We start from the raw sequence: 13201 nt of genomic DNA on the forward strand, positions 1-13201 counted from the left end.
TTACGCGAGGACAGAGCCATGGATACCAGCCGCTTGCACAAGATGGACGACTTCCGGTGGGTCCGCGAGCCCAAGGGGGCCATGCGGGTTCCGGGCATTCTATATGCCGACGGGCATCTGCTCGGCGAGATGGACGACAAGGTCCTGGAGCAGTTGGCCAACGTGGCGGCGCTACCGGGAATCGTGCAGGCCGCCTACGCCATGCCCGACGCCCACTGGGGCTATGGTTTCCCCATCGGCGGCGTGGCGGCCTTCGATGCCGACGCCGGCGGCGTGGTCTCCGCCGGCGGGGTGGGATTCGACATTTCCTGCGGCGTGCGCACCCTGCACACGGGGCTCGCCGAGGAGGACATTCGGCCCCACCAGGAAGCCCTGGCCAACATGCTCCTCCACCGCATCCCCGCCGGGGTGGGGAGCCGCGGCAAGATCCATCTCGCCCCCGCGCAAATGGACGCCATGCTAAGCGGCGGGGCGCGCTGGGCGGTGGAGGAGGGCTATGGAGACCCCGCGGACCTGGAGCGCACCGAGGAATACGGCTGCATGGCCGGCGCCGACCCGGCAGAGGTCTCGGAGCGCGCCAAGGAGCGCCAGAAGGACGAGATGGGTACCCTGGGCTCGGGGAACCATTACCTGGAGGTGCAGAAGGTAGCGGCGGTCTACGATCCGGAAACCGCCGTGGCTTTCGGTCTGCACGAGGGGGACGTGGTGCTGACCATCCACTGCGGCTCGCGCGGCCTGGGCCACCAGATCGGTACCGAGGCCCTGAAATCCATGGCCCGCGAGGCGCCGGTCCACGGCATCGAGCTGCCCGACCGGGAGCTGGCCTGCGCCCCCTTGCGCTCGACCGCAGGCCAGTCCTATCTGGCCGCCATGCGCTCGGCCATCAATTGCGCCCTGGCCAACCGCCAGATCATCACCCATTTCGCCCGACAGGCTTTCCGGGAGCTGTTCTCCGATTCCGCCCTAACGCTGCTCTACGACGTCTCCCACAACACCTGCAAGGAGGAGATGCATCAGGTGGATGGCGAATCCCGGCGACTGTTCGTCCACCGCAAGGGCGCAACGCGCGCATTCGGGCCGGGCAGCCCCAACCTACCCGCATCCCTCCGCCCGGTGGGGCAGCCCGTGCTGATCGGCGGCACCATGGGCACGGCCTCCTACATCCTGGTGGGCGAGGAGGGCAACGAGAACCGCTCCTTCGGCAGCTCCTGCCACGGTGCCGGGCGGCGCATGAGCCGCAACCAGGCCAAGAAGCAGTGGCGGGGCGATCAGGTGGTCAGGGAGCTCGCCGGGCGGGGGATCCTAATCCGCAGCCCCTCCATGCGAGGGGTGGCCGAGGAAGCGCCGGGCGCCTACAAGGCGGTGGAAGAGGTGGTTGAGGCCGCCGAAGCTGCCGGTCTGTCGCGGCGGGTGGCCCGGGTGGAGCCCCTGGTAACCATCAAGGGCTGAGCACGTCGGGAAGGGGAGAGGCGATGACCGGGGAAAGGGAGGGAGGAAAAACAAAAGGCGGGATCCGCGCACCCCGCCCGTAGTCCGGTCGGCCGAAAAGAGGGGCTATTTGACCCGGTCCTCGTAGCTGCCGTCGCCCGGATTGACGCGGATCACATCCCCGGCTTCCACGAAGGGCGGCACCATGACGGTCACGCCGGTTTCCACCTGGGCGGGCTTGTAAGAGGCACTGGCGGTCTGGCCTTTCACCACGGGCTCGGCGTCCAAGACCTTCAGCTCCACGGCCTTGGGCAGCTCGATGCCGATGGGCCGCTCGTTGTGGAACAGCACCTCCACCTCCGTATTGGGCAGCAGGAAGTCCGTGGAGCCTTCCAGGACGTCCTCGCTGATGGCCACCTGATCGTAGGTGCCCTGGTCCATGAAGATATAATGGGTGCCATCGTGGTAGAGGAACTGCATGGGCCGGGGCTCCACGACGGCCTTTTCCACCTTCTCTTCGGAGCGGAACCGGTGATTGGTTTTGGTCCCGCTTTCGATATTCTTGAGCTCCGCCTGGATGAAGGCGCCCCCCTTACCGGGCTTGGTATGCTCGGTTTTCAGGACCCGCCACAGGCCGCCGTTGAACTCGATGATATTGCCCTTGCGGATCTGCAGTGCCTCAAGCTTCATGGTTACCTTCTCTTCGGTTTCCGATAGGGTGGGGCGAACATATTATCAAGAACTGATAAATTGGCGGCCGGTCCAAGGAAACAGGCTCCTTGGCGGACCGAGCAGCCCGGGGCCTTTTTTACCATATTCCTCATGATCAGCTTAAGCGGTCCCGGGGGCGTGGAACCGGAGATTTAGGAGAATAGACGGCCATGAGCCAGAATACGACGCACCAGCCCGTGGAGATCCGGCCCCACACCAAGTCGAAGATCCTGGAGATCGAGTGGGATGACGGCCATATTTCCAAGCTAACCTACGAGTACCTCCGGGTGGAATGCCCGTGCGCGGACTGCAAGGGACACACGCCGGACCAGGCCAAGACCATCACCGGCAAGGAGAACGTGGACATCACCGATTTTCAGCCGGTGGGGAACTACGCTCTCCAGCTCGCCTTCGATGACGGCCATAATACCGGGATATTCACCTGGGATTATCTGCGTCGGCTGGATACCGCTGCGGATGCCTAGGGGCTCCGTTTCCTGAGCCTGGGCGATCCGGAGTGCCATCCGGCGGATTCCGAAAGCGGCGGCCCCCCGGCCGGCCGTCTCCGGCACCCGCCATCCAGCCGCCGGCGTACGGTAGAAGGGGCACGACATGATCCCGCTCTACGACGACAACCCCACCAGCCGTCCGCCGGTGATCACGGTGACGCTTATCGCCGTGAGCGTGGCGGTGTTCCTCGGCCAGATCTCACTCAGCGAGCAGGCCGCGACGGTTCTGATCTACCGGCTGGGGGCAATTCCCGCGGTGGTGACCGGAGAGGTCCGGCTGCATCCCGATCTGGCCGGAGCGGTGCCGGCACAAGCCACCCTCTTCACGAGTATGTTTCTTCACGGCGGTTTTTTGCATCTGGCCGGCAACATGCTCTACCTGTGGATCTTCGGCAACAACGTCGAGGACGCGCTCGGCCATTTCCGGTTTCTGCTGTTCTATCTGGCCGGCGGGGTGGTGGCAGCCCTGGCACATATCTACATGGATCCCGTTTCCGAGGTACCCATGATCGGGGCCTCCGGCGCCATATCCGGCGTGCTGGGCGCCTACCTCCTGCTGTACCCAAAGGCGCAGGTTGCCGTGCTGATTCCCATCGGCATCATCCTCCAGCTTGTGCGGCTCCCGGCGGTGGTGGTCCTGCTGCTTTGGTTCCTGTTCCAGTTTCTGTCCAACCTGTTCGCGAGCGCGCAGGAGGGTGGTGGCGGGGTGGCCTGGATGGCGCACATCGGCGGGTTCGTGGCCGGGATCCTGCTTCTGTTCCTGTTCAAGCGACGCAGCGTTCCCCTGTTCGGGGACGGGCGGTAGCCCGAAGACCGATCACAATCCGCAAAGCATGAACGAAACCGAGCAGCGCAACCACCTGATCCAGAAGATGCCCACCGGGCCCGGGGTCTACCAGATGGTGGACGACTCCGGGGTGGTGGTATACGTGGGCAAGGCCCGCAATATCCGTAGCCGTATCCGCAACCATTTCCAGAATGCGGACACGGACGCCAAGACGCGGGCCATGGTCCGGCAGATCAAGGACATCCACGCCACCCTGACCCATACGGAAACCGAGGCTCTGCTTCTCGAGAGCAATCTGATAAAGCGGCACACGCCGCGCTACAACGTCCTGCTGCGGGACGACAAGAGCTACCCCTACATCTTCCTCTCCCGGAACCACGACTACCCGCGGCTGGCCTTTCACCGCGGACCGCAGAAAGAGAAGGGGCGCTACTTCGGTCCGTACCCTTCCGCCGGGGCCGTTCGGGAGACCCTCAAGCTCATGCAGAAGATCTTTCCGGTGCGGCAGTGCGAGGACACCTTCTTCGCCAACCGGTCCCGGCCGTGTCTGCAGTACCAGATCGAGCGCTGCAGCGGCCCCTGCACCGGGGAAGTGGACGAGGAAACCTACCGCGAGTACGTGCGCCAGGCCGAGCTGTTCCTCGCGGGGCGCAACGAGGAGCTGGATCGGGAGCTCACCGAGCGCATGGAACGGGCCTCCGCGGAGATGCGCTTCGAGGAGGCGGCACGGCTCCGGGATCAGATCCGGGCGATCCGCCGCGTCCAGGAGCACCAGCACGTCAGCGGCGGCAGCGGTGACCACGATGTCATCGCCGTGCGGATGGAGGCCGGCGTGGCCTGCGTCCAGGTGTTCTTCATCCGGGGCGGGCGCAACCTCGGCAATCGCGGATTCTTCCCCAAGCACACCGAAGGCGTACCTCCAGAGGGGGTGCTGCAGGCCTTCCTGACCCAGTTTTATGATGACAAGCCTGTACCCCCGAGCGTCGTAGTGAACCAGGCCCTGAGTGAGCGAGAGGCCCTGGAGGCGGCCTTCTCGGAGCGTATGGAGCGCAAGGTGGCCATCGCCTGCCCGCAGCGCGGAGAAAAGCGCCACTGGGTGGCCATGGCCGAGCACAACGCGGATAATGCCCTGCAGCGAAGGATTTCCGACGAGGCGAGCCTCGAGGCCCGCTACCAGGCCCTCGCCGATTCCCTCGGGCTCGAGGCGCCGCCGGAGCGGATGGAATGCTTCGATATTTCCCATACGCGGGGGGAGGGGACAGTGGCCTCTTGCGTGGTCTTCGACCGGGAAGGACCCCGGAAATCCGATTATCGACGGTTTAACATTCGGGACATCGAAGCCGGGGATGATTACGCCGCCATGGAGCAGGCCCTGTCACGGCGGTACGGCCGTCTGAAACGGGAAGGGGCGGTCCTCCCCGATCTGGTCATCGTGGACGGCGGGCGGGGCCAGCTGCACGTGGCCGAGCGGGTCTTCGAGGAGCTGCAGGTTTCCGGGGTGGAACTGCTCGGCGTCTCCAAGGGGCCCGAGCGCCGGGCGGGCGAGGAGGATCTCTGGCAGCCCGGCCAGAGCCGGGCCTTCCGGCTCGACCCGCATTCCAAGGCCCTGCATCTGCTGCAGCAAATCCGGGACGAGGCCCATCGATTCGCCGTGTCCGGCCATCGGCAGCGGCGCAGCAAGGCCCGCCGGGAATCCGCCCTGGACGGCATTCCGGGGGTCGGCGGCAAACGAAAGAAAGCCTTGCTCAGCCATTTCGGCGGTCTCAAGGGCATTCGCTCCGCCGGCGTGGAAGACCTCCAGAAGGTCCAAGGAATCAGCCGCGGCCTGGCTGAGCGCATTTACGCCGAATTCCACTCGGGGAATAACGGGTGACTTGGAACGTTCCTAACATATTGACCCTCATCCGCATCGCGGCCATTCCGCTGCTCATGGGCCTTTTCTTCATCCCGGGATGGGCGGGACACCTGTCGAGCACCGTGGTCTTCATTCTCGCCGCCATTACGGACTGGGTGGATGGCTATTGGGCGCGCCGGTACGAACAGACCAGCGCCTTCGGGGCATTCCTCGACCCGGTGGCCGACAAGCTCATGGTGGCCACGGCCCTGGTGCTGTTGACTGCAGACGCCCGTGTGCCCTCCATCCTGACGGTGATCATCATCGGCCGGGAGATCACCATCTCCGCGCTCCGCGAATGGATGGCCGAGCTCGGCAAGCGGGCCGCGGTGGCCGTTTCCTGGATGGGGAAATTCAAGACCGCCGCGCAGATGGTGGCCATCGTGCTACTGCTCCTGCATCAGCCCATTTACGGGGTGGAGGTGCACCTCTGGGGGCTCGGGCTCCTGACTCTGGCGGCAGTTCTGACCCTCTGGTCCATGGTCCTCTACCTCAAGGCGGCCTTGCCCGTCCTTCTCTCCGGAAAGGCTGCCGCCGAGGAGCCCTGAAGCTCCATGGCCGCTTGACACGAAAGGGGCATTTTGCGAATCTTGGGCTTTCCGAGCGGAAGTAGCTCAGCTGGTAGAGCACAACCTTGCCAAGGTTGGGGTCGCGAGTTCGAATCTCGTCTTCCGCTCCAACTACCAAGCAGGTCCTGAACCTGGAAGGGAAAGCTGTTTGGCTTTCCCTTTTTGCTTTTCGGCTGGGTGGCAGAATGGCTATGCGACGGACTGCAAATCCGTTCTACAGGGGTTCGATTCCCCTCCCAGCCTCCAGGAGGGAGCCGGTGTCAGGACGAGCCCGGAGGGGCCGCGCCTGATCCCAGATTGCCTAGCTCAAAAGCCCGACCAGTCAGCTGGTCGGGCTTTTTTGTGCGCCCGGATCCGGTCAGACTGCAGATCCCGGGCCAGGGAGCGGACGGAAGAGCGGGCTAGTGGAGCGTGGCCGTGCCATGGATGAGGACGCTGGGCTCCTCCGGATCCACTTCCGGTTCGCACCAGCAATCCGGAGACAATTTATGGCCGTAGATGTTGGCACCTTCACTATCCACGGGAACGACATTCTTGAAGCTGCGCTCCGCCCGGGTTTCGGGATGCTCGACTTCCGAGGTTATGATTCCCCATTTCCCTTTCGTAGACACACGCCTCTCCATTAGTGCTAAAAGCGGCTTAGTGAGACCGGGTAAACGGCGTTTTCCGGGGTTACCCTAGGCTCTTTTACCGATTACCCGGATCCTTATCCACGTAAACACCTACGACAACAGGAAACGCCATGGGGTTTCGGAAGCTTTGCAGCTGCATCCTGGCCTCGGGGGGCATTCTCGCTGCGGTGAATGGCTCCCGAGCCGCAGAGCCCGATCCGCGTCTGGGTATCCACATCGGTCTGGAATCCTTCCGCTGGGTGGAAGAAGACCCCGCCAATACCAGCAGGAATCTCCTGGTGGAGCGTGGCGAGCGGATCGCGGGGAGTCTCTCCTGGGATAATCTGGCCAGGGAAGGGGAAGGCCAGATCCACAGACTGCTGGGGCGCGCCTATCATCAGGAGGTGGTATACGACGGCGAAACCCAGGATGGCCGCCCCGTTGAAACGGAAACGGAATATACGGGTGCCCTGGTCGAAGGTCGGATCGGGCAGCGTTTGGCTGTATCCGGGGCTCCGCTGGGGTTGGACGTGCTTGGCGGCGTGGGTCTGGAGGTATGGAACCGCTGGATCAAGGACACTCGCATTGACGATGGGGCGGTTGTGAGCGGGTACGAGGAGACCTACGGGGTTCTGTACCTGAAAGGGGGTTTGGGAGTGGCGGAGCTATCGGCGGGTGCCTGGTTCGGCAGGGCTGAGGTCGGGATCAAATATCCGCTGGAGATCAGGGAGGAGATCCGGGAGCTGGATGCAAGTCTGCGGCCCGAGGAACGGACTTCCCTGTATGCCGTGGCCGAGATTGCGCACACCGTCATCCAGGGGCGGGATCTAGGCGTAACCCTGTATTACGAATCCTACCGCTTCGGGCTGTCTCCCACCACGTCCAGCACGATCGGGCCGGTTCGTCAGCCCGAATCGGACATGGACGTTCTAGGGGTTCAGGTGGGCCTGTTTTTCTAGCCCGAGGACCGGCCATGGGGAGGTGACGGGTTGGTAAGCAGTTACGTTCTCATCTTGTTCTCATACCTGAAGCTTCTACAGAAAAATGCGGAACAGCCCCACAACCAGGAAGACGGCGCCGATCAGGGCCAAGGGCAATACTTCCCCGCGCGGCCTGTGCCGCCGATGCAGATTGAAGGCGCTCACCTCTAGGATGAGCCCGAAAAGCAAGGCGGCGATTCCGATGATGGGCAGGTTCACGAAAGAGCGCTCCTCGAATTTCCGACCCCGCCAATGCGGGGTTCTATTTTTTCCGGGGCCACCACTGAAGCCCCGACGGCCGGGAGTAGTGGATTCTCCGGATTGTCGGGGGGACCCATAAGGGTAAGGCTAGAAGAGCCCGAAACCAAGCGGAGTTAAATCCATGGAAATTACCGTGACGGTGCTTTCCGCTGCTTCCCTGCTAGGAATTGCCTGGCTTCTATATATGTCCGCCCATCCACATTGACCGAATGAGGTGGCACTCCGAAAAAGTAAAGGCCGGCCCCCCACGGGGCCGGCCTTTACTTTTTCAGCTCCCGATCCTTTACAGGAGCCGGCATCCAGCAGTTCCGTGCAAGGGGGACTTCAGGTACTCCGGAGTGGTGGCCGGGGAGGGACTCGAACCCTCACGGAGGTTACCCTCCAGCGGATTTTAAGTCCGCGGCGTCTACCAATTCCGCCACCCGGCCAAAATTTGCGCCTTATAGTACCACGGCCCGGCCCGACCAATCGAAGCCGCTCCCAGGCCTAGCGAGGTAGCCGAGTATTGCAGCTCACTGCACTGGGCTCGACCTCCAACGCCAGGTGCATTTGTCGCCAGCTTCCCTCAGCTTCTTTTCAGTCGACGGAATTCCACATCCACAACTGCGTCCAGGGTTTCTGGTCATAAGCGCCACCGGCTAATGGTAGGAAAGGGCGGAACTATACGGGGCCGCCGATAGGGGCCGCTCACAAATCGCGCAATCTGTTATTTAACATAATATATGTTATGCGCAATTCAGACGCCGGCATTTTCGGATGGCCTTACGGTTCCTGCGGTTCCTGGGGGCTGGAATCTCCGCACGGGTTCCGGCCCGATTCTTTCCGAGGGCGCCGAACCGGGATGTGCACACGGTGGTCGAGACGCTTGGGCCCTTGAACCGCCGGCTAATCACGAACGCGAAAAAAACGGGGACAGCCAAGCGGCTGTCCCCGTACGGGCGGACCGGAAGGACGCGTACGGACTAGTCGGCGCGCCCCTGAACGGAGGGTCGGTAAGCCGCCTGGATCAGAACGCACCGCGATCCCATGGTTGCCACCTGGAGCCCTCCGCAGGGCTTGAAGCCCTTGGCCACCAGCCCGGCCATCTGCTCCTCGAGCTGTTCCGGCCGGTCTACGGGTGCCTGGAGGATCCGGTAGGCGCTGTCCGGGGCTTCTTCCGGGGTTCCAGGCACCGGTTCCTCCGGTGCCGGTATTCCCCCGTTTCCGCCCCCTTCCTCTCCGGGCTCCACGGGAATATTCGGCTCTTCCATGCGCCGCTCGGTCAGGTAGGCGATGTCGGTTTCCTGGTATCGGACCAGACAGGACGGGCACAGGACACTCCGTCTCGGGTCCCGCGCACCCGAAGTCTGCCGTTCCTCGGCCAGCTGGGCGCGCTCCTCGGGGCCGGCGCCCAGCCCCCGAATCCCTCTGCCCAGTTCGGTAAGCGCCTGTTCCACGCCTCCCCGACTGTATCCCGGCGCCTCTATGGGTGCCTGGCAGCTGTAGCAATCCACCCGCAGAACACCCCGCGAGTACTGCGCCACCAGATCCCGGAGCTCCGACTCCGATACCCGGTCCCGGAATCGCTCCAGGACCTCCTGCTCGGAGCACAGAAAGTCCTCACCGAGCGGTGTTCCGCCGGCACCGGACTCCTCGGCATAATCCCAATAAGTCTCACAGATCTCGCGGATTTCCGGCGAGGCCTCCGGGTCGATCACCACCTCGAAGGTGGGCACCACAGTGGGTGCGATTTCCCGAATATTGTCGTCCATACCGTCCATTTCTACCGCCTTTTCAACCTGTCGGCCGCGCGCTCCCGCCGGGCCGAGAAGAGGATATCCCGGGATTATAGGGTGCCTCCCCTTCCCTGCTCCACAGCGTATGGCATTGGTGAGAATCGGGGCCGGAGTATCAGGGTCCTACGCACTACTAGCGCCCTCCAAACTCTTCTACGGTGGAATGGTCGTTCCCACGAGCCGCTTCCCATGGCAGGCGCAGTGCCGGAAAGCCCTTCTATGGCCACACAGGATGCCGATATCCGGATTTTCCGGGATCAGGAGCCCGCCCGCGCCCAGATTCGTGGATATTGGGATTTCCTTAATCGGCCGGAAAACCGCCGTACTGTCCAGGAGCAGCTTGCCGAGCTGGAGCGCGCGGGAGACCTGCAATGGGACCTGCGCTCCGTGGAGGCTTTGGATAGTGCCGGCGCCCTGGCGCTCTGGCGGGCCTGGGGGCGTCAATACCCCACCGAATTGGTTTGCCGGGAGCGGCACCGGCGGATTTTCGAGCGCATGCAGGCCCTGCCGGAAGGCCGACCGAAATTTTCCCGGAGCCCCATCGATCTGCTCGCGCGGCCAGCCAAGCTTCCCGTGGCCGCAGCCCGTGGCACCTGGGAGCTGGCCCTCCATTTCGGCATGATCGCGTTGGCCGCCGGCTATGCGGTCCTCCATCCCAGATCGGTCCCCTGGATGGAGCTAACCTCCGTCATCTACCGGGCCGGTTTTCGGGCCAGCGGTCTGGTTGCGGTGATCAACCTGGTGGTCGGCATGATGGCGGCCTACCAGATCGGTCAGGCGCTTACGCGGTTCGCCTCCAATATCATCGTGGTCGGCGCCTTCAGTACCGCCGTCCTGCGCGAAATCGGGCCGTGGGTCACCGCCATCATCGTTGCCGGCCGCTCCGGGTCCGGGATTGCCGCGGAGATCGGTTCCATGCGCCTGACGGGCGAACTTTCCGCCCTGCGCGCCTTCGGAATCTCGCCGATCCTGCGGTTGGCCTTTCCACGGGTTCTGGGGCTGGCCATTGTGGTACCCCTGCTGGTGCTGCTCGGCAATATGTTCTCGCTGCTGGGCGGAATGGTGATTTCGGACCCTGTGCTCGGGATACCGCCTTCCCAGTTCCTGGACCACCTGCCCAATGACGTCCAGATCATCAATTTCTGGATCGGCGAAGTGAAATCCCTGGGCAACGGCATCATCATCGGCGGGGTCAGTACCTATTACGGACTGATGGCCGCTTCCAATACCGAAAGCCTGAGCCGGCAGACCATCTCCTCCGTGGTCATGAGCCTGGCGCTGGTCCTGATCCTGAACGCGGGGGTCGGCGCGCTGTACGTGGATACTGGATTGCCCTGATGGCCGCGGAGCACGGCAACGCCGTCATTCGTATCGAGCACCTGAGTACCCGGATCGGGGATTCCTGGATCCACCATGACCTCAACCTGGAGGTTTGCAGAGGGGAAATCCTGGCCATTATGGGTGGTAGCGGCGGCGGGAAATCGGTCCTCCTGCACCAGATCATGGGCCTGCTGCGACCCACGGAAGGCCGGATCCGGGTCATGGATACGGACGTGCACCGGGCTTCCCCCGCGGAGCTCCGCCGGGTTCGGCGCAAATGGGGCATCGTATTCCAGACCGGCGCCCTGTTCAGCACCCTTTCCCTGTTGGACAACGTGGCCTTCCCGCTCCGGGAAATGGCCCGCTACCGCTCCTCCCTGGATGAAGGCACCATCCGGGATCTGGCCTGGCTCGCACTCGCCAATGTGAGCCTGGGACCGCAAGACGGCCTGAAGAAGCCTGGAGCGATCTCCGAGGGCATGGTCAAGCGCACCGCTCTGGCGCGCGCCCTGATTCTGGAGCCCGAGCTGCTGATCCTGGACGAGCCGATCACCGGGCTGGATCCCGTACTGTCGGGAGAATTCATCGCCCTCCTGAATGATCTCCGCGAGGAATACAACTTCACCGGTCTGGTGGTCAGCCACAATATGAACGCGCTGGCGAATTTCGCGGACCGTTTCGCGGTACTGGCGGACGGAGGCTTCAAGGGCATCGGCACCCTGGAGGAGCTGGCGGCTATCGAACATCCGTTCATCCGGGGCCTGTTCGCTCCGACTTCCGGACAGGAACGCATGTTCCGTCTATCGCATCGGGCGGAGTGAACATGGAGAACAGGGCCTACGCCGTGGCGGCGGTGGCCTTCATCGCCGTGCTTCTGGCGGCGGGGGCTTTCGTGTACTACTGGCTCACGGTCCCACCGGCGGAAAACCGGATCTACCGGGTTGTTTCCCCCTACGAGGTCGGTCAGCTACGCGGCAGCTCTGAGGTGGCCTACAAGGGCCTTGTGGTGGGGCATGTCAAATCGGTGGGCTTCCATCCGGAGGATCCCGACAAGGTTCTGGTCCGGATCGGTATTCAGCCCGGCGTGCCGATTACCGAATCCATGTATGCGCAGGTAATGACCCAGGGCTTGACCGGCTCCAGCTATCTGGCCCTGAAAAAGAAGCCCGGCAGTAGCGATAAGCCCTTGCGCACCTCCAGGCGGGACCCGGCGCGGATTCCCATGCATAAAGGGCTCCTGCAGCAGGTCATGGGATCGGCCGAGGAGATCACGAGCCAGGTGGAGACCCTGACGAGCCGATTGAATCAGCTCGTCGCCCGGGACAACCGGAAACAGGTGAACCGGATCCTCGGATCCACCGTTCGTGCCACCGCCCGCATGCAGACGGTCATGAAACGGTTGCAGCCTACCATCAATGTCCTGCACGAAGTGCTCCGGTCCAGCGACCGGACGGTCAGCGAAGCGCGCCGGACGTTGCAGCGTATGCAGCGTTTGGCGGATACCACCGCCAAGCAGGCCCGGAAGGCCGGCCAGGCGGCAACCGACCTGCAAGACTTCGCGGAATCCGGGGAACAGGTGCTGCAGGAAGGCGATCGTCAGCTATTGCCCGACCTGGAAGACCTTGCCGAGCAGCTGCAGCGCACGGCACAGAGTCTTGAAACCCTAAGCCAGCAGCTGGAATCACAGCCCAGCTCCCTGCTCTACGGGCCGGCCCCGCGCCCACCGGGTCCCGGGGAGCCAGGATTCCGGAACGGGGAGCAAGAGAATGGGGAAGCCCCCCGGATAAGGCCCAGGCAATGAAGCAGATTCCGGCGTGGCCAGCGCTCTTTCTGATCCTCCTCCTGTCCGCCTGTCCCGGCCCGCAACCGGAGTCCTGGCCCGACCAATACCGGCTCACGGCCCCGGTGCCGTCCGAATCCGGCGGGGACAGGAAGCGATTGGGGAGGATCCGTGTGGAGCAGGTAACCTCTTCCCCCGCCCTTCAGGAGCCCGCCATCTACTATGCGCTCCGCTATCAGAGCCCTCATGAGGTTTCCGCATACGGGGACGCCCGGTGGATCGCCCCACCGGCCGACATGATCGGATCCGGCATCCAGAACTGCCTGACTGAGTCCGGGGACTGGTCGGTGGTGCTCGGCCCCGAGGATTCGGCGGAAGCCGACTGGCTGGTGAGTCTCGAGCTCAAGGAGCTGATCCAATCCTTCCCGGAGCCGACGAAAAGCTTTTCCCGGCTGCAGGCGCAAGCCGAATTGAAAACCCGGGAGGATCAGCGCCTGCTTGCCCAGCGTAATTTCTCCTATCGGATTCCCGCTGCGGGAGCCGATGCCGAGTCCGGAGTGGAGGGGGGTAGATTCA

Annotated in this window: 13 protein-coding genes, 3 tRNA genes and 1 pseudogene; 12 read left to right on the forward strand and 5 right to left on the reverse strand. The window is 63.5% G+C overall.

Going from position 1 to position 13201, the window contains the following annotated elements; all coding sequences use genetic code 11:
- The first annotated feature begins 18 nt into the window (after positions 1-18).
- Positions 19-1449, forward strand: coding sequence for an RtcB family protein (locus tag ACERLL_RS14670; RefSeq protein ID WP_373656852.1), 1431 nt, complete (start codon positions 19-21; stop codon positions 1447-1449).
- 105 nt (positions 1450-1554) lie between these two features.
- Here ACERLL_RS14670 and efp read toward each other — a convergent pair whose 3' ends face one another.
- A complete protein-coding gene (efp, locus tag ACERLL_RS14675) occupies positions 1555-2118 on the reverse strand; it encodes an elongation factor P (RefSeq protein ID WP_373656853.1) in 564 nt (187 codons plus the stop codon).
- A 191-nt stretch (positions 2119-2309) separates the two neighbouring features.
- On the opposite strand from efp, the gene ACERLL_RS14680 reads away from it, so the two are divergent.
- The 6 genes from ACERLL_RS14680 to ACERLL_RS14705 all read left to right on the forward strand — a co-directional run bounded on the left by ACERLL_RS14680 (position 2310) and on the right by ACERLL_RS14705 (position 6144).
- Positions 2310-2624, forward strand: coding sequence for a gamma-butyrobetaine hydroxylase family protein (locus ACERLL_RS14680; protein ID WP_373656854.1), 315 nt, complete (start codon positions 2310-2312; stop codon positions 2622-2624).
- 127 nt (positions 2625-2751) lie between these two features.
- Positions 2752-3453, forward strand: a complete 702-nt coding sequence (locus ACERLL_RS14685; protein ID WP_373656855.1) for a rhomboid family intramembrane serine protease — start codon at positions 2752-2754, stop codon at positions 3451-3453.
- Positions 3454-3481: 28 nt separating this feature from the next.
- Positions 3482-5308, forward strand: coding sequence for an excinuclease ABC subunit UvrC (gene uvrC, locus ACERLL_RS14690; RefSeq protein WP_373656856.1), 1827 nt, complete (start codon positions 3482-3484; stop codon positions 5306-5308).
- Positions 5305-5877 carry a CDP-diacylglycerol--glycerol-3-phosphate 3-phosphatidyltransferase gene (gene pgsA / locus ACERLL_RS14695; RefSeq protein WP_373656857.1) on the forward strand — a complete coding sequence of 191 codons (573 nt, stop codon included), beginning with the start codon at positions 5305-5307 and terminating at the stop codon, positions 5875-5877. Before uvrC ends, pgsA begins: the two co-directional genes overlap by 4 nt.
- Before the next feature lie 55 nt (positions 5878-5932).
- A tRNA-Gly gene (locus ACERLL_RS14700) sits at positions 5933-6008 on the forward strand.
- 61 nt (positions 6009-6069) lie between these two features.
- A tRNA-Cys gene (locus tag ACERLL_RS14705) sits at positions 6070-6144 on the forward strand.
- Positions 6145-6299: 155 nt separating this feature from the next.
- Here ACERLL_RS14705 and ACERLL_RS14710 read toward each other — a convergent pair.
- The gene (locus tag ACERLL_RS14710) at positions 6300-6509 is read right to left on the reverse strand and encodes a hypothetical protein (RefSeq protein WP_373656858.1); all 210 of its coding nucleotides are present in this window, start codon (positions 6507-6509) and stop codon (positions 6300-6302) included.
- A gap of 131 nt (positions 6510-6640) precedes the next feature.
- Between ACERLL_RS14710 and ACERLL_RS14715 the strand changes: the two genes are divergently transcribed.
- Entirely contained in the window at positions 6641-7468 is an 828-nt protein-coding gene (locus tag ACERLL_RS14715) for a hypothetical protein (RefSeq protein WP_373656859.1), read from the forward strand.
- A gap of 75 nt (positions 7469-7543) precedes the next feature.
- On the opposite strand, the gene ACERLL_RS14720 is transcribed toward ACERLL_RS14715, so the two are convergent.
- The 3 genes from ACERLL_RS14720 to ACERLL_RS14730 all read right to left on the reverse strand — a co-directional run bounded on the left by ACERLL_RS14720 (position 7544) and on the right by ACERLL_RS14730 (position 9510).
- The gene (locus tag ACERLL_RS14720) at positions 7544-7708 is read right to left on the reverse strand and encodes a hypothetical protein (RefSeq protein ID WP_373656860.1); all 165 of its coding nucleotides are present in this window, start codon (positions 7706-7708) and stop codon (positions 7544-7546) included.
- Between the two features lie 381 nt (positions 7709-8089).
- Positions 8090-8178: transfer RNA gene (locus ACERLL_RS14725), tRNA-Leu, on the reverse strand.
- A 534-nt stretch (positions 8179-8712) separates the two neighbouring features.
- Positions 8713-9510: a hypothetical protein gene (locus ACERLL_RS14730; RefSeq protein WP_373656861.1), complete on the reverse strand. Its 798-nt coding sequence runs from the start codon at positions 9508-9510 to the stop codon at positions 8713-8715.
- 234 nt (positions 9511-9744) lie between these two features.
- On the opposite strand from ACERLL_RS14730, the gene ACERLL_RS14735 reads away from it, so the two are divergent.
- The 4 genes and pseudogenes from ACERLL_RS14735 to ACERLL_RS14750 all read left to right on the forward strand — a co-directional run.
- Entirely contained in the window at positions 9745-10863 is a 1119-nt protein-coding gene (locus ACERLL_RS14735; RefSeq protein WP_373656862.1) for an MlaE family ABC transporter permease, read from the forward strand.
- On the forward strand, positions 10863-11666 hold the full coding sequence (locus ACERLL_RS14740; protein ID WP_373656863.1) for an ABC transporter ATP-binding protein: 804 nt from the start codon (positions 10863-10865) through the stop codon (positions 11664-11666). The genes ACERLL_RS14735 and ACERLL_RS14740 overlap by 1 nt, the downstream gene beginning before the upstream one ends.
- Positions 11667-11668: 2 nt before the next feature.
- Entirely contained in the window at positions 11669-12646 is a 978-nt protein-coding gene (locus ACERLL_RS14745) for an MlaD family protein (protein ID WP_373656864.1), read from the forward strand.
- Positions 12643-13176, forward strand: a pseudogene (locus ACERLL_RS14750) (ABC-type transport auxiliary lipoprotein family protein); the annotation flags it as partial. The gene ACERLL_RS14745 and the pseudogene ACERLL_RS14750, both read left to right, overlap by 4 nt.
- Positions 13177-13201 lie beyond the last annotated feature (25 nt).

This window comes from Thiohalorhabdus sp. Cl-TMA (assembly GCF_041821045.1).
Classification (GTDB): domain Bacteria; phylum Pseudomonadota; class Gammaproteobacteria; order Thiohalorhabdales; family Thiohalorhabdaceae; genus Thiohalorhabdus; species Thiohalorhabdus methylotropha.